Genomic DNA, 16,924 nt, shown 5'->3' on the forward strand with positions numbered 1-16,924 from the left:
CGGGGGGGGGGGGGGGCCGCGGCCCCCCCCCGGGGGGGGGGCGGGGGGTGGGGGCCCCCCCCCCCCCCCCCCGCCGTGACCCAGGCGCCCGGCCCGGCGGCGCGCAGGGCCTCGGCTAGGGCGAGCGGGAGGGTCGCCGGGTCGGCCTCGCAGCCGCCGCCGTCGGGGAAGCCGAGCCGCCAGAGGGCGGGAGCGGGGCGGTCGGCGGTCATCGCCCGGTAGTGGGCCGCCTCGTCCGCCCGGGGCCGGACGTCGGCCGTGACGGCCTCGAAGACCGCCCGGACGGCCGCGCTTCCCTCGTACGCGGCGGCCGTGATCGACCCGAGTTCGACGGCGGCCTGCTGGTCGAGGCGGGCGGGGGTGTCGGCGCCGAGCGGCAGCCCGCGCTCGGCACACACGGTGGAGCACAGCTCCTCCGTCAGCACCACCTGGGCGACCCAGCGGGCGAGTTGGCGGTCCTCGGAGCTGCCGGGCCGCGGCAGGGCGGCGGAGCGCGGGCCGGACCGCAGGGCGGCGAGGCGGCGGTCGAGTTCGGTGCGCGGCAGCGGGCGGCCGTCGAGCAGACCGAGGGCGCCGGCCACCGGGGCCCCGGCGGTCACGGCTCCACCACCAGGGCGACGGCCGGGGAGTACTGGCAGCGGCCGAACCACATCACCTTGGCCAGCGCCCAGGAGGCACCCGGCTCGGCGTCCTCCGGAGCCGCGAGCTCGAAGGCGGCGGTCTCGGTGGCGCCGGCGGCGAGGGTGAAGCCGCGGACGGGGGCGCCGACCGCCTCCCACGTCCCCCAGGGTGAGACCAGCTGGAGTTCGCCCCGGATCTCGCCGCGGGTCCGGTTGGCGAGCCGGACGGCGAGGATGGCCCGCCCACCGGAGGCCAGCCGCAGCCGCTCCTCCGCCACCGTCACGGTGAGACCGGTGTCGCGGCCCTCCATGGACTCGGTGCCCTGGGCGGCGGTCCAGTCCTCGGGCGTCTCCCCGGGGGCGGGCAGCAGGCCGGGGAGCTCGCCGACGGCGAGGGTGACGACGTCCTCGATCCGCTGGTCCTCGTGCGTGATCCGGACGGCGGCGAAGTACAACCCGGGTTCGACCGCCGCCGGCGGGGTGAGCGTGACCGGGAAGCGCAGGTGTCCGCCCGGCTCCAGGCGGTAGGGGCGGGCGCCGAGGCTCGCCGTCCAGCCCTCGGGGGGCAGGACCAGCGCGGCGCCCTCCACCGCGGCGTCCCGCAGCTGGGAGGAGAGGGCGATGGAGAGCTCGACCGGCTCACCCGGCCCGGCCGTCCGCAGCAGGCCGGGCGAGACGCCGACCGACACCGGGAGGTAACCGAGCGGCGCCGGGCCCCGGTTGTGCAGCCAGTAGCGGGCGTGGACCGGCTGGGCGACCTCGGCGACCGCGCCGAGCACCGGGCCGGCCGGGTCGGCGGCCACGCTCGGCCGGGCCAGCACGGTGGCGATCTGCGAACCGGCGAGGCCCAGGGCCCCGTCGACGGAGTCCAGCGGCCGTTCCAGCAGGTCGGCGCGGTGCGGGTCGGTCAGCCCGAGGGCGCCGCCGAGGGTGGCGGTGCGGCCCAGGCCGGTGGACTCGACCAGCCGGACGGTGAGTCGGCCGTCGCCCGGGCCGGCGGCCGAGCCGTGCGCGATCGGGTTGCCGGTCGGCTTGAGGGTGCCCAGCAGCACCTCCCGGGCGGGTTCGACCCGCAGCCAGGAGAGGGTGGCGGGCAACGGCCCCTTCCGTGCGGGGGCGATCCGGGCGTACAGCGGGTGGTTGAACTCCTGCCCCTGGGCGGGCAGCGCCTGGGCCCGCCAGTCCCCCGCGCCGCCGACCAGCGCGTAGCTGAACTCATGCGTCCAGTGCTGGAGTTGGAAGGACGCGCCGTCGGGCAGGGTGCGCCGGGGCGGGTCGATCCAGACGCCGGAGGGCCAGCCGGTGCAGGAGCGCATCAGCGAGAGGTGCAGCGCGCCGGTGGCGTCGACCGCGAAGCCGGGCAGGCCGAAGCTCAGCAGTCCGACGCTGTGGTCGGTGAGCCGCTCCGCCGGGTGGAGCGTTCCGGGGCAGACGGCGGTGATCCGGGCGTCGGCGAGGTCGTGGACCAGCGCGGCCGGGTCGGTCACCACCAGGGCGGGCAGCGCCCGCAGGTCGCGCAGGTCGGCGCCGGGCTGCCAGACCTCGGCCAGCGGAGTCAGCGCGGGCACCCAGACGGCGCCGTGCGTCCTGAGCACGGTGGCGTACTCCTCGCCCGCCCGCTCGATCAGCTCCCGGGCGGCGGCATTGCCTTCCGGTCCGCCGAGGACGATCCGGAAGTCCGGCAGATTGGAGTCGACGTCCAGCCAGCCGTAGCGGGCCCAGTCGGCGCCGGAGGTGGTGGCGGTGACGCCGATCCGGGCGAGCGCGACCACCAGGTCGCGGGCGTCGGCGGCGGAGTCGAGGTCGGGAGTGATCACCTCGGCGACGCCGAGGGCGCGTTCGCCGAGCGGCGCGCCGGCCGGGTCGGTCAGGGCGACCCGGGCGGTGGAGCCCAGGCCGAACCAGGTGTTGGCCGGGTTGTCCAGGGTCCAGGGCGCCTCGGCGGAGTCCACGTCGGGCAGCGCGAAACCGCGCCCGACCACCGCGTCGGCGACCTCGCTGACCGGCAGCGCGCCGGGCAGGTCGACCGGGAAGCGCAGCCGCAGCAGGCGGTCGGCGCCGGAGAAGTCGACCACCCTGGTCCGGCAGTCGACCCGGTCGACGCCCCGCCAGAGCGTCACGGTCTGCTCGTACCGGACGCCGTCCACGGTGCCGGCGATCACCAGCCGCTCACCGAGCGGGCCGGTCTCGCGGCGCACGCTCGCCGGCTGCCCGCCGGAGCCCAGGACGGGCCCCTTGGGGACGAGGTGCCACGGGCCCTCGCCGAAGTCGGGGTGCTGCGGGTACTCCTCATACACCCGCAGCTCGTTGCCGATCCGGCCGTTCTGGATCAACTCCCTCTCGTGCGAAAGATCCTGAATGGACGTCAGTGCGCCGCCCCGGGCCGGGTCGGCGGTCACCCGGTAGCGGGCGTTGGCGACGGTGTGGCCCTCGGCACGCGACCAGGCGGTGTCCTCGACCCCGTCGGCGGAGGGGACCAGCCGCCAGGTGCGCCAGCCCAGGGCGGGCACCCCGGCGGCCAGGAAGCGCAGGGTGCCGCGGTCCACGGCGCTGGGGACCACGGCGCCGGTGTCGTCCAGGACGAGGACGGCCCGGGAGCGCCCCCGCGGCAGCCGGACGGCGACCAGGTCGGTGCGGTCGAAGGAGAGGGTGTTGGTGACGACGACGGCCGAACCGATGCCGGCGGTGTCGATCCGGCCGGTGAGCGCGTCCAGCGACCGGTCCCGGACGTCCGCCGCCAGGTCGTACGCCTCGCGCCAGCCGCCGAGCAGGTCGAGGTAGACCTGGTCGGACTCCGAGCCGGTGATCGCGTCGTGGTGGGCGCCGTAGGCGAGGTGGCGCCAGACCTTGTCCAGCGCGGCCCCCGGGTAGCGGCCGAGCCCCTGCACGGTGGCCAGGGTGGCGAGCTTCTCGGCGTCGACGGCGGCGACCTCGGCGGCCCGCTGGGCCTGCTTGGTGTCGATGTAGGAGACGTCCTTGCCGGTGTAGACCGGGTTCATGTCCCGGGTCTGCGGGCTGGGCCGGCGGCCGGTGGCGGCCAGCTCGGCGCGGACGGCGTCCAGGAAGTCGCGCGGGGTGGCGCAGACGAACCGCGGCCAGAGGTACTTGCGCGCCCAGGAGCGGTGGATCTCGGTGACCCACTTGTTCGGCGGGGTGTAGTCGGTGCCGACGGGCAGCAGCAGGTTCTTCGTCGCGCCGACCGGCTTGAGCTTGCGGTACAGCTCGTAGACGGCCTGCTCGGCGGTGGCGAGGTCGGCGGAGGAGTCCATCCACCAGCCGGCCGAGTAGTGGTGCGGCATGTAGTGGGTGAGCACGCCGTCGCCGGAGGGCGCGATCCACTCGAACTCGCTCGGGAACTGCATCACCCGGGCGTCGTCCTTGGCCTCGCGGAAGTTCTTCTGGATCGGGCCCCACTGGTGGAACGGGCCGCGGGCCCAGGCGCTGCCGGTGAGCCCGGCGGCCGCGAGGTGGCCGGGGAACTGCGGGTCGTGGCCGAACACGTCCAGCTGCCAGGCGGTCCGCGGGTCGCCGCCGAGGATGTCGCGCTGGTAGCCGATGCCGTAGACGATGTTGCGGATGGTGGTCTCGGCACCGGTGAGGTTGGTGTTGGGCTCGTTGTAGGTGCCGCCGACCAGTTCCACCTGACCGCGCTCCAGCAGCAGCCGCAGCGCCGCGCGGCGCTCCGGGTGCTGGTCGAAGTAGGGCTTCAGGTAGTCGACTTCGGCGAGTACGAACCGGTAGACCGGGTCACGCAGCGCGAGGTCCAGGTGCGCGTCGACGAGCGCGAAGCCGTTGCGCTCCCAGAGCGGCCGGGTGGTCGCGTCGGCGGAGAGCAGCTCCCAGGGCGAGGTGTAGGCGGCCTGGGTGTTCCACCAGACCGGGTCGTAGTGGAAGTGCGAGACCAGGTACATCGTCCAGCCGGGTTCGGCCGCCTCGACGACGGCCTCGGCGGTCGCGGTGACGCCGTCCGTCGCCGCGGTCACCAGGACCGGGATCCGGGCCCCGGGCTCGGCGCCGGTGATCTCCAGGGGGACTTCGACCAGCCCCGTGCCGGCCTCCTCGCCGCGTACGCCCGGGCCGGTGACGGTGATCCGGGCGGGCGGGCCGTCGAGGGTCACGCGCAGCAGCTGGCGCGGCGCGTCCTCGGGGCCGGTGAAGAGGTCCGTGCTCTCGACGGCGGTGATGGTGACCGGCACGGGGTGGGTCCTTTCGGAAGACGGAGCGGGTCGGGAGCCGGGACCGGGTCTGGCCCGACGGTTCCCGTCGCATCAGCGCGCGGCGGGAACCGTCGGAAGAGCCCTACGCGCCCCAGGCCTCGAACTCGTAGATCCGGGCGGCGGGGTCGGTGCCCTGGGTGGGCTTGGTCACCGAGAGCCGGACGTAGCGGGCCGTGGTGCTCACCGGGTGGGTGGTGGTCCCGGCGGTGTTGCCGGTGACGGTGGCGACGGTGGTCCACGCGTCGGCGGTGGAGTCGCGCACCTGGATGGTGAAGTCCCGGGTGTTGTACGCCGGGCTCTCACCCCCGGCCGAGGCGTGCTTCACCACGAACCTGCTCAGCGGCTTGGCCGAACCGAGGTCGACCTCCAGCCACTTGGCCGACGTGGTGGTGCACCACTTGTCGCCGTTGCCGCCGTTCACGGTGCCGTTGACGGCCTTGGCCGGGGTCTCGTTGCCGTTGCACTGGCCGGAGGCGGTGGCCGGGCGGTTCAGTGCCAGGTTGCCGCCGACCGGCGGGGTGCCCGTCCAGGAGACCGTGGTGGTGGCGGCGGCGGAGCGGCCGTACTCGGTGGAGACCGCCTCCACCTCGACGGTGGTGGCGCTCTCCGTCCCGGCCCGCTCCAGCTTGTTGACGAAGTAGGCGTCGGACGGCGTCGCGCCGAGGTAGCTGCGGCTGCCGTCGGCGTTGCGCCGGTACAGCTCGTAGTGGTGCACCGAGCCGCTCGCCGAGGCCGTCCAGGAGAGCCGCAGCGACTGGCTGGAGCCGGCCACCACGTCACTGGCGCCGAGCACGGTGAGGCCGCTCGGCGCGGCGGGCGCGTCCACCGCGCCGTCGTAGACGGCCAGCTGACCGACCCTCAGGTCGTAGGCCGGGTTGGAGCCTTCGACCTGGAGGCCGATCTGGGCGATGGTGCGGCCGGCGTAGGCGGAGAGGTCGAGGGTGTGCCGCTCCCACCCGGCACCGGAGTTCGCGCCGACGTCGACGGTGGTGAAGGTGCCCGGTGCGTCGGTGAAGGAGATCGCGGCCTTCAACCCGGTCGCCCCGGCGGCCGGGGTCTTGAGCACCAGCGAGAGCTTGCTGTCCGCCGCGACCGGCAGCCTGCTCTGGTAGAGGCGCACGGTGTTGGTGGCGTCCAGCTTGCCGCTGAGCCGCAGCGAGGAGCCGCCCTCGTAGGCGTCGGTGAAGTCGACGGACGGCGTCAGCTTGGTGCCGCTGGAACCGACCAGCCAGCGGTAGGTCGGTGGGACGTCCTGGAGCGAGAGGTTGTTCCAGCCGCCGGTGGCGACCCGGCCGCCACCGGCGTTGTAGAAGTCGCCCTGACCGGTGGAGAAGTTGGTGACGAAGGGCTTCGCGGTGATCGGCGAGGACTCGGCTATGTAGGTCGACAGGCCCTTCCAGCTCGACGACGTGGCGGTGTTCGACGGGTCGTTGTTGGCGCCGACCCAGTAGCGGGAGTCCTTGGCGTAGAAGTCGGCGCGGTCGGTGGCGGACTTCCACGTCCACTCGGGACGGTAGAGCCCGAGCGAGGTGGTGTGCGCCTTGCCGGCCGGGAAGAGCGCGTTCCAGTCGACGCCGGTGTTGTAACCGTTGGACTCGGTGTCGATCCCGGAGTAGAGGTCGTACTCGTCGCGGCCGAGGCCGCGGGCCAGCGAGCGGGACGAATCCAGCCCGCCGGAGCTCCAGTTGAAGTTCAGGAACATCGAGTCGGAGGTCCGCTTGGCGCCGTCCTGGAGGAAGGAGTCGTTGGCGGAGGTCAGCGCGTTCTGCCAGGACACCGAACCGGACTCGGTCATCGCGTCGTACCACATGTACTCGGTGCCGGTCTGCGCCTTGGTGTACTGCATGAGGTTGCGCACCTCGCCGGCCAGCGCCGAATCCCCGCCGCCGGTCTCCTGGTTGATGAACCAGCCGTCGAAGCCGTAGTACTGGGCGGCCTGGGTGAGCTTGTCCGCGACCGGGTAGCGGGAACCGGACTTCTGGACGAAGTCGCGGACCCACTGGAGCTGGCCGCCGTAGGCGGCGGGCGGGAAGAAGACGGTGCCGTAGACCTTGACGCCGTTGCGGTGCGCGGCGTCGATGACGGTCGGGTTGGGGGCGAGGATCAGGCCCTCGCCGGCCGAGCCGCCCCAGAACACCAGCTTGTCGACGTACTGCCAGTAGCCGAAGGCGTAGTAGTTCGGGTCGGCCGAGCCCTGGGAGGGGTTGTTGGAGGTCGGACCGAAGGAGACCAGCGAGGCCACCTTGCCCTCGCCGGCCCGGGCGTTGGGGTTGGCCTTGAGCGCCGGGTCGCTGGTGCGCGGCCGGAGCGGGACGCGGGACCGGTTGAAGCGGGCGTCCGGGTCGGTGGCCGGGTCCCAGTTCAGGATGGTGTTCGGGTACCAGTAGGAGGCGTAGGGCTGGGTGCCGGTGGCCGCGGCGGCGGCCGGGGTGGCCGGTGCCGGAGCGGGATCCGCGTGAGCGGTGGGCGCGGCGCCGAGGACGGCGGCCCCGAGGGCGGCGCTCAGCAGGAGGGGGAGACGTCGTGACATGCGGTGGCTCCGATCGAGCGGAGGAGGGTGGGGGCGGAGCCGCCCGCGAGGGGCGGTCCGGATGCATGTGCGAGGTACGTGCGGTGGTGCGGGTGGGCGTGGTGGCGCGGGTGCGGTGGCGCTGATCGCGGGGAAATCCCCGCCCGGCCGGCCCCGGCCCACTCGGTGCCGGACGGCCGAGGGGCCGACGGTGCGAGGCACAGCGGAACGGGGAACGGCGGTACGAGGAAGGCGGAACGGCCGCGCACCGGCTCCCGCCCAGGGGGCACACGGGGCAGCACGGGCACGACGCCACCGCCGCCCCGGCCGCGACGGCCCGGGGCCGGGAGCCGCCCGACTCCCCGCCCACCGTGGCGCGCCGAGCGGACCGGCTCGGCGCTGCGAGGCTAAACCGGTTCAGACCGACTGTCAACGGCCCCGGCAACAGCCACCCCTGAGGGTGACTCGGGGCCCGGCGGTGAGGTGGACTCGCGGACCGTGAGGCGCGGTGTGGGCATCTGCAGGTCCCGGCCGGGGCCGGTCCCGTCGATCACCGCGAGCAGGCTGCTCGCGACCTGCTCGCCGAGCGCGAAGGTGTCCCGGCTGAGCGCCGTCAGCGGCGGGTGGACGATCCGGGCGAGCACCGAGTCGTCGAAGGAGACGATCGACAGCTCCCCGGGCACCGCCACGCCCATCTCGCCGGCCACCCCCAGGCCGGCCACCGCCATGACGTCGCTGTCGTAGACGATCGCGGTGGGCCGCCGGGGCCGGGAGAGCAGGGCCCGGGTGGCGGCCGCGCCCTCGGCGTCGCTGAAGTCGGTCGGCACCGAGACCGCCTCCTCCAGGTCCAGCCGCCGGGAGGCGTCGCGCAGGGCGCGGATCCGGCGCTGGGTGTGCTGGAAGTGCGGCAGGCCGGCCAGGTGGGCGATCCGGCGGTGCCCGATCGCGGCCAGGTAGTCGACGATCGAGAGCATCGCCTCCCGGTCGTCGGCCCAGATCCGCAGCGGCCCGCCGCCCTTGCCGGGGCCGCCCAGCACCACGGCGGGCAGGGCGAGTTCCTCCAGCGCCTCCAGCCGCGGGTCGCGCACCTGGAGGTCGACCACGATGAAGCCGTCGACCCGGTGCTCGGAGGCCCAGCGCCGGTAGACGCCGATCTCGGCGGCGGTGTCCTCGACCACCATCAGGTGCAGCGCGACCGCGTGGGCGGAGAGCACCGCCTGGAGGCCGGAGAGCAGTTGGCTGAAGAAGGGCTCGACCCCGATGGTGCGGGCGGGGCGGGCGATCACCAGCCCGACCGCGTCGGCCCGGGCGCCGCCCAGGGCGCGGGCGGCGCTGTGCGGCCGCCAGTTCATCTCCTCGGCGACCCGGAGGATCCGGGCCCTGGTCGCCTCGCTCACCCCGGGGCGCCCGTTGAGCGCGAAGGACACCGCGCCCTTCGAGACCCCGGCCTGGCGCGCGATGTCGGCGATGGTCGGTCTGCCCACAGAATCCGACTCCTCTCTTGACATCCAAGTTTAGGCGGGAGCATAGTCCCTGCAACAGCTAGACCGGTTTAGTAAGTCAGGTTCTGTACGTCAGCACAATCCCCCACCCACCCCCTGGACCGGGAGACCCTCATGCGAAGAATCTGGGCGGCACTGACGATGGCGGCGGTCACCACCGCCACGCTCACCGGCTGCGGACTCGGCTCCGACACCAAGAGCGACGACACCGCGGCGAGTGCGGCCGCCACCGGTGACGTCAAGGGCAAGGTCTCGCTCCAGACCTGGGCACTCAAGCCGAAGTTCACCGATTACATGCAGAGCGTGATCGACGGCTTCAAGCAGAAGTACCCGGGCGTCGAGGTCGACTGGCTCGACCAGCCCGGCGACGGCTACTCGGACAAGGTGCTCAGCCAGGCCGCGGCCGGCGGCCTGCCCGACGTGGTCAACCTCCCGCCGGACTTCGCCCTCCCGCTGGCCAGGCAGAACCAGCTGCTGGACATCGCCAAGGCCGACCCGAAGCTCGCCGACGAGTACGTCGCGGGCGGCGTCGACGCCTACCGCTTCCGCGGCATGGACGGCACCTACGGCTACCCCTGGTACCTCAACACCGATGTGAACTACTGGAATTCGGAGCTGTTGACGAAGAACGGCCTGGATCCCAAGGCCCTTCCCGGCACCCTGGACGAACTGATCGCCCAGGCGCGGGTGTTCAAGGAGAAGTCTGACGGCTCGACCTACCTGATGAGCCGCAAGCCCGGCCTCGGCGACCTGGTCAACGCCGGCGTCAAGGTGATGTCGGACGACGGCAAGTCCTTCACCTTCAACACCCCCGAGGCCGCCGCGCTGCTCGACAAGTACCGCGCGGCGTTCAAGGAGGGCCTGCTGCCCAAGGACGTCCTGACCGACACCTACGCCGGCAACTCCAAGCTCTTCAACGCCGGCACCGCGGGCTGGACCACCGGTGGCGCCAACTTCATCACCAGCGTCGCGACCGACAACCCGACCCTCGCCCCGAAGATCGTCTCCTCCCCCGCGACGGGCACGCCGCCGCTCTACGTCCAGGGCCTGTCCGTCCCGAGGAACAGCAAGAACCCGGCCGCCGCGGTGGCCCTCGCCCGCTGGGTCACCAGCGCCGAGAACCAGGCCAAGTTCGCCCACCTGACCAGCATCTTCCCGTCCACCAAGGCGTCCGCCGGTGACCCGTTCTTCAGCAAGAGCGACGGCACCAACGCCGGTGACGCCAAGGTCGTCGCGTTCACCTCGCTGGCCAAGGCGAAGATCCTCCAGCCGGTCGAGGTCGACGACGCGATGGGCACCGTCATCAAGCAGCAGATCGCCCTGGCGATCAGCGGCGACGCGACCTCGAAGCAGGCCCTGGACACCGCCGTCGAGCGCTGCAACCAGCTGCTCAAGGGCTGATCCGACCCCGGACGAGCCCCCCGGCCGTACCCCGTACCGGTGGCGCGGCGGCGTCCTCCCCCAGGAGCCGCCGCCCGCCGGGGCCGCCCGCACCGGTCGCACCGGTCGCACCGACCGGCCACCCCCGACCGCCCGCACCGGCCGCACCACCCGCACCGGCCGCCGGCACCGCCCCCGGCCCGCCGGGACCCGGCCGCGACACCCCGGCCGCAGCCCCCGCCGCGGCTCCCCGGCCCGACGGCCCCGGCCCACACCGCACCACCCCCGGGGACCCACCCTCCCCGCCCCAGGAAGGCATCGGTATGACCCACCGGCGTTGGTTCACCCCCTGGCTGCTCGCCGGGCCCGCGATCATCTGGCTGGTCGTCTTCAACCTCTGGCCGACGATCAACACGGTGATCCTCTCGTTCACCAACGCCAAGCCCCTGGGCGGCGGCCGGTTCACCGGCCTCGCCAACTACGAACGCATCCTCAGCGACGAGCAGTTGGCCGACGCCCTGCTCAACAGCATCGTCTACCTGCTGATCTGCCTCCCGCTGCTGACCGTCCTGCCGCTGCTGCTCGCCCTGCTGGTGCAGCGCAAGCTGCCCGGCATCACCTTCTTCCGCACCGCCTTCTACACCCCGGTGATCGCCTCCGCCGTCGTGGTGGCGCTGATCTGGGGCTGGGTGCTCGACGACCGCGGGCTGGTCAACGGCCTGCTGCAGCAGACCGGGCTGGCCGACTCCCCGGTCGCGTTCCTGACCGACCGCTGGCTGCTGCTGCTCAGCTCGATCGCGCTGACCACCTGGAAGGGCCTCGGCTACTACATGGTGATCTACCTGTCGGCGCTGGCCAACGTCGGCCGCGAGCTGCACGAGGCCGCCGCGGTCGACGGCGCGAGCGCCTTCCGCCGGTTCTGGCACGTCACCCTGCCCGGGGTGCGCCCCACCATGATGCTGATCTCGGTCCTGATCTCGGTCTCCTCGCTGCGCGTCTTCTCCGAGCTGTACGTGCTCTCCAACGGCACCGGCGGCCCCGGCGGCCGGGACATGTCGGTGGTGATGCTGATCCAGATGTACAGCCGCGGCTTCACCGGCCACCTGGGCTACGCCTCGGCACTCAGCCTGCTGCTGTTCGTCATCACCCTCGGCCCGATGCTGCTCCTGACGCGCCTGAACCGGAAGGCGGACTGACCCCGTGACCCGACCCGCCACCCCCACCGGGCCCGCCGAGGCACCCGCCACGGCGCCGGTCCCCGCCCCCCGCGAGCCCGCGGACCGCCCCGCCGCCGCCCGGCGCGCCCGGAGCTTCAACTCCCCCTCCCCCGCCCAGACCGCGCTGCGCTACCTGCTCCTGCTGGTCGTCCTGCTGCTGGTGATCGGCCCGTTCCTCTGGCAGCTCTCCACCTCGCTCAAGGGGCCGGGCGAGGACGTCTACACCAAGCACCCGAGCTTCTTCCCGCAGGACCTCACCTTCGCCAACTACGGCAAGGTCGCCGACACCATCCCGGTCTGGACGTACGCGGCCAACTCGCTGGTCGTGGCCGCGATCGCGATCTTCGGCAACGTGGTCGGCACCACCCTGGCCGGCTACGCCCTGGCCAAACTGCGCTTCCGCGGGGCCCGCCTGGTCTTCGGCCTCTTCCTCGCCACGCTGGTCCTGCCCGGCGAGGTCACCATCGTCTCCCAGTACGTGACGGTCCGCAGCCTCGGCCTGGCCGACTCGCTGACCGGCGTCGCCCTGCCCGGCGCGATCGCCATGCTCAACGTGCTGCTGATGCGGACGGCCTTCGCGGCCGTCCCGCCCGAACTCGACCAGGCCGCCCTGGTGGACGGCGCCTCCGTCTGGCAGCGCCTGTGGCACATCGGCCTGCCGAACGTGCGCGGCATGCTCAGCGTGATCGTCATCTTCACCTTCATCGGCGCCTGGGACGACTTCCTCTGGCCCCTGATCGTGCTCAACGACCCGCAGAAGTACACGCTCACCGTCGGACTCCAGTACCTCAACGGCACGTTCAGCGCCAACCCCCGGCTGATCGCGGCCGGCACCATGATCGCCTTCCTGCCGATCGTCGTGGTGTTCGGCGTCTGCCAGCGCTTCTTCTTCAGGGGCGTCGAGGAGGGAGCCGTCAAGGGGTAGCCGCGCCATCCGCCCGACCCGTCGCCGTACCCGCGACGGCCGCACCCACCGAGGAAGCCCACCGCGCATGACCGCCGCTCAGGACCGCCCGCAGGACCGCGTCCAGGACCGGGCCGGGGACCGCACCCAGGCCCCCGCCGCCCCGCGCTTCGGCGTCAACTACACGCCCAGCGCAGGCTGGTTCCACCACTGGCTCGACTTCGACCTCGACGCCGTCCGCGCCGACCTCGACTCGATCGCCGCGCTCGGCCTGGACCACGTCCGGGTCTTCCCGCTCTGGCCCGTCTTCCAGCCGAACCGGACGCTGATCCGCCCGCGCGCCGTCGAGCAGCTGACCGAGCTGGTGGACGCGGCCGGCGAGCGCGGCCTGGACGTCGCGGTGGACGGCCTCCAGGGCCACCTGTCGAGCTTCGACTTCCAGCCCTCGTGGACGCAGACCTGGCACCGCCGCAACCTCTTCACCGACCCGGACGTGATCGACGGCCAGGCCGCCTACCTGCGCACCCTGGCCGCGGCCCTGCACGAGCGGCCCAACTTCCTCGGCATGACGGTCGGCAACGAGGTCAACCAGTTCTCCGGCGACCCGCACCCCGACCCGGACCGGGCCACCCCCGGGCAGGTCGACGCCTGGCTGCGCCGGATGCTCGCCGCCTGCGAGCAGGGCGCGCCCGGCCGGCTCCACCTGCACGCCTCCTACGACGCCGCCTGGTACCTGGACGAGCACCCGTTCACCCCCTGGCACTCGGCCCGGCTCGGCGCCGCCACCGCCGTGCACTCCTGGGTGTTCAACGGCACCGCCCAGCGCTACGGGGCGCACTCCACCGCCACCGCCCAGCACGCCGCCTACCTGGTCGAGCTCTCCAAGGCCTGGGCGGACGACCCGCACCGCCCGGTCTGGCTGCAGGAGGTCGGCGCGCCGGCCCCGCACATCACCGCCGAGGACGCCGCCCGGTTCACCGGCGACACGGTGGCGGCCGTGCTGGACTGCCCGGACCTCTGGGGCGTCACCTGGTGGTGCTCGCACGACGTCGACCGCTCGCTGGCCGACTTCCCCGAGCTGGAGTACAGCCTCGGCCTGCTCACCACCGACCGCCGGGTCAAGCCGGCCGGCGCCCGGCTCGCCGCCGCCGTCGCGGACCTGCGCACCGACCGGCGGCCGCCCCGGCCGCGCACCACCGCCGTGGTGGTCGCCACCGGCGACGACGTCACCTCGCCCAAGCGCTCGGTCTGCGGCCCGGGCGGCACCGTCTTCGAGGCGTTCATGCGCCTCGCCGAGGCCGGCGCCCGGCCGACCGCGGTGCTCGCCGAGCGCGCCGAGGACCGCGCCCACCTGGCCGCCCGGGGCATCACCGAGGTCGTCCACCCGGACGACGTACGCTGACGAACCACCGCCCGGACCTCGCGAAAGCCGCACCCCGACTCCCCGTCACCACCCCTCAGTCACGCAACGGAGCCTGCTGACATGCACGATGACCGCAGCCTGGTCGAGTCCCGCCTCAAGCGCGTCCTGGAGGAGCGCATCCGACCGGCGCTCTACCCGGAGTCCGTCCCGCTGGAGGTCACGGTCTGGACCGCGCCCGGCGAGCCCGTCCCGGTCGCCGAGGGCCTCGCCGCGCCGCGCACCCCGATCGCCGTCGGCGACGCCTGGGGCGCCCCGTGGAGCACCAGCTGGATCACCGTCGCGGGCACCGTGCCCGAGGCGTGGGCCGGGCGGACCGTCGAGGCGCTGATCGACCTCGGCTTCGACGCCAACATGCCCGGCTTCCAGTGCGAGGGCCTGGTCTACCGCCCGGACGGCAGCCCGGTGAAGGGCCTCAACCCGCAGAACCAGTGGGTGCGGATCGCCGCCCCCGCGGCCGGCGGCGAGCAGGTGCTGCTGCACGTCGAGGCCGCCGCCAACCCGGTGATCCTCGACTACCACCCCTTCCTGCCGACCGAGCTCGGCGACAAGGACACCGCCGGCGACCGGCCGCAGTACAAGCTGGCCAGGATGGACCTCGCGGTCTTCGACGAGACGGTCTGGCAGCTCGTCATGGACCTGGAGGTGCTGGGCGAGCTGATGGAGGAGCTGCCGGTCGACGGCGCCCGCCGCTGGGACGTGCTGCGCGCCGTCGAGCGGTCGCTGGACGCGATCGACCTCCAGGACGTCAACGGCACCGCGGCCGCCGCCCGGGAGCAGCTGGCCGGCGTGCTGGCCTCGCCGGCCGTGCCCTCCGCGCACCGGATCAGCGCGGTCGGCCACGCGCACATCGACTCGGCCTGGCTCTGGCCGCTGCGCGAGACCGTCCGCAAGGTCGCCCGCACCACCGCCAACATGACGGCGCTGCTGGAGGACGAGCCGGACTTCGTCTACACCATGTCGCAGGCGCAGCAGTACGCCTGGATCAAGGAGCACCGGCCCGAGGTCTACGCGCGGGTCAAGAAGGCCGTCGCCGAGGGCCGGTTCGTGCCGGCCGGCGGCATGTGGGTGGAGTCCGACACCAACATGCCCGGCTCGGAGGCGATGGCGCGGCAGTTCGTCCACGGCAAGCGGTTCTTCCTAAAGGAGTTCGGGGTCGAGAACCAGGAGGCGTGGCTGCCGGACACCTTCGGCTTCACCGGCGGGCTGCCGCAGATCATCCGCAACGCGGGCTCCAAGTGGCTGCTGACCCAGAAGATCTCGTGGAGCCAGGTCAACAAGTTCCCGCACCACACCTTCCTCTGGGAGGGCATCGACGGGACGCGGATCTTCACCCACTTCCCGCCCGTGGACACCTACAACTGCTCCATGAAGGGCAAGGAGATCGCGCACGCCGCGCGGAACTTCAAGGACAAGGGCGTGGCTCGGCACTCGATCGCCCCGACCGGCTGGGGCGACGGCGGCGGCGGCACCACCCGCGAGATGATCGCCAAGGCGGCCCGGCTGCGGGACCTGGAGGGTTCGGCGACGGTCCGCTGGGAGCGGCCGGCCGAGTTCTTCGAGAAGGCCGAGGCCGAGTACCCGAACCCGCCGGTCTGGGTCGGCGAGCTGTACCTGGAGCTGCACCGGGCCACCCTGACCAGCCAGGCCAAGACCAAGCAGGGCAACCGCCGCAGCGAGAACCTGCTGCGCGAGGCCGAGCTGTGGTGCGCCACCGCCGCGCTGCGCACCGGGCTGGCGTACCCGTACGAGGAGCTGGACCGGATCTGGAAGACGGTGCTGCTGCACCAGTTCCACGACATCCTGCCCGGCTCGTCGATCGCCTGGGTCCACCGGGAGGCCGAGGCGACGTACGCGGCGCTCGGCGAGGAGCTGGAGGCGCTGATCGAGCGGGCCCAGCAGGCCCTGGCCGGGGACCGGGCGGGCGGGCGCGAGCTGGTGTTCAACGGCGCCCCGCACACCCGCTCGGCGGCGCCCGCCGGCGGCGCCGCGCCGGCCTCGGCGGCACCCGCGGACGGCTGCGCGGTCACCGCGCGGGCGGGCGGCGGGTTCGTGCTGGAGAACGGCCTGCTGTCCGTCACGGTGGACGGCGAGGGCCTGGTCGTCTCGGCGGTGGACCTCGCCACCGGGCGCGAGACGGTGGCCCCCGGCGAACGCGCCAACCTGCTCCAGCTGCACCCGGACTTCCCGAACATGTGGGACGCCTGGGACGTGGACCAGTTCTACCGCAACTCCGTCACCGACCTGACCGGGGTGGACGCGCTCACCGTGTCGCTCGCCGCACCGGACGCGGTCGCCGTCCGGGTGGCCCGCTCCTTCGGCTCCTCCACGGTGGTCCAGACGCTGACCCTGCGCGCGGGCGCCCGGCGGCTGGACATCGACACCGAGGTGGACTGGCACGAGACGGAGAAGTTCCTCAAGGCGGCCTTCCCGCTGGACGTGCACACCGAGCGGTACGCCGCCGAGACCCAGTTCGGCCACCTCTACCGGCCCACCCACACCAACACCAGCTGGGAGGCGGCCAAGTTCGAGGCCTGCAACCACCGCTTCGTCCACCTGGACGAGCCGGGCTGGGGCGTCGCGCTGGTCACCGCCTCCACCTACGGCCACGACGTCACCCGCACGGTCCGCGCGGCGGACGGCGGCACCACGACCACGGTGCGGTTCTCGCTGCTGCGCGCCCCGCGCTTCCCCGACCCGCAGACCGACCAGGGCCTGCACCGCTTCCGGCACGCCCTGGTGCCGGGCGCCGGGATCGCCGACGCCGTCCGCGAGGGCTACCTGATCAGCCTGCCCGAGCGGCGGGTGACCGGCACCGCCGACGCCGTCCGGCCGCTGGTGGAGCTGGACGAGGACGCCCTGGTGGTCAGCGCCGTCAAGCTGGCCGACGACGGCAGCGGGGACGTGGTCGTCCGCGTCTACGAGGCCAACGGCGGCCGCGCCCGGGGCCGGCTCACGACCTCGTTCCCGCTGGCCGGGGCGGTGCCCTGCGACCTGCTGGAGCGGCCGTGGGACGGCACCCGCGGCTCGGTGACGGTGAGCGGCGACGGCGTCGAGCTGGCCCTGCGGCCGTTCGAGCTGGTCACGCTGCGCCTGACGGCCGCCACCGGCTGACGCCCCGGTCCGGCCCGGCGGGTGCCCGCCCGACGCCGTCC

Annotated in this window: 9 protein-coding genes; 5 read left to right on the top strand and 4 right to left on the bottom strand. The window is 73.5% G+C overall.

The genetic code is table 11. The features are described from left to right. The 4 genes from ABT263_RS31395 to ABT263_RS31410 form a co-directional block, all read right to left on the bottom strand. Nucleotides 1–599, bottom strand: a 599-nt coding sequence (locus ABT263_RS31395) for a DUF7158 domain-containing protein (RefSeq protein ID WP_352295516.1), incomplete at its 3' end; no start/stop codon positions are given. After that, nucleotides 596–4,816 (bottom strand): glycoside hydrolase family 38 N-terminal domain-containing protein, encoded by a 4,221-nt coding sequence (locus ABT263_RS31400; protein ID WP_352295518.1) that lies wholly within the window; start codon nucleotides 4,814–4,816, stop codon nucleotides 596–598. The genes ABT263_RS31395 and ABT263_RS31400, both read right to left, overlap by 4 nt. A gap of 103 nt (nucleotides 4,817–4,919) precedes the next feature. Next, the gene (locus tag ABT263_RS31405; RefSeq protein ID WP_352295520.1) at nucleotides 4,920–7,367 is read right to left on the bottom strand and encodes an endo-beta-N-acetylglucosaminidase; all 2,448 of its coding nucleotides are present in this window, start codon (nucleotides 7,365–7,367) and stop codon (nucleotides 4,920–4,922) included. Between the two features lie 386 nt (nucleotides 7,368–7,753). Then, complete coding sequence (locus tag ABT263_RS31410; RefSeq protein ID WP_352295522.1) at nucleotides 7,754–8,830, bottom strand: LacI family DNA-binding transcriptional regulator; 1,077 nt, start codon at nucleotides 8,828–8,830, stop codon at nucleotides 7,754–7,756. A 132-nt stretch (nucleotides 8,831–8,962) separates the two neighbouring features. On the opposite strand from ABT263_RS31410, the gene ABT263_RS31415 reads away from it, so the two are divergent. The 5 genes from ABT263_RS31415 (at nucleotide 8,963) to ABT263_RS31435 (ending at nucleotide 16,883) form a co-directional block, all read left to right on the top strand. After that, on the top strand, nucleotides 8,963–10,249 hold the full coding sequence (locus ABT263_RS31415; protein ID WP_352295524.1) for an ABC transporter substrate-binding protein: 1,287 nt from the start codon (nucleotides 8,963–8,965) through the stop codon (nucleotides 10,247–10,249). A gap of 302 nt (nucleotides 10,250–10,551) precedes the next feature. Continuing rightward, nucleotides 10,552–11,424, top strand: a complete 873-nt coding sequence (locus tag ABT263_RS31420) for a carbohydrate ABC transporter permease (protein ID WP_352295526.1) — start codon at nucleotides 10,552–10,554, stop codon at nucleotides 11,422–11,424. A 4-nt stretch (nucleotides 11,425–11,428) separates the two neighbouring features. Next, on the top strand, nucleotides 11,429–12,370 hold the full coding sequence (locus ABT263_RS31425) for a carbohydrate ABC transporter permease (RefSeq protein WP_502885892.1): 942 nt from the start codon (nucleotides 11,429–11,431) through the stop codon (nucleotides 12,368–12,370). Nucleotides 12,371–12,437: 67 nt separating this feature from the next. Further along, entirely contained in the window at nucleotides 12,438–13,751 is a 1,314-nt protein-coding gene (locus tag ABT263_RS31430; protein WP_352295528.1) for a glycoside hydrolase 5 family protein, read from the top strand. 81 nt (nucleotides 13,752–13,832) lie between these two features. Then, nucleotides 13,833–16,883 (top strand): alpha-mannosidase, encoded by a 3,051-nt coding sequence (locus ABT263_RS31435; RefSeq protein ID WP_352295530.1) that lies wholly within the window; start codon nucleotides 13,833–13,835, stop codon nucleotides 16,881–16,883. Nucleotides 16,884–16,924 lie beyond the last annotated feature (41 nt).

This window comes from Kitasatospora sp. NPDC001603 (assembly GCF_040298365.1).
Lineage (GTDB): Bacteria > Actinomycetota > Actinomycetes > Streptomycetales > Streptomycetaceae > Kitasatospora.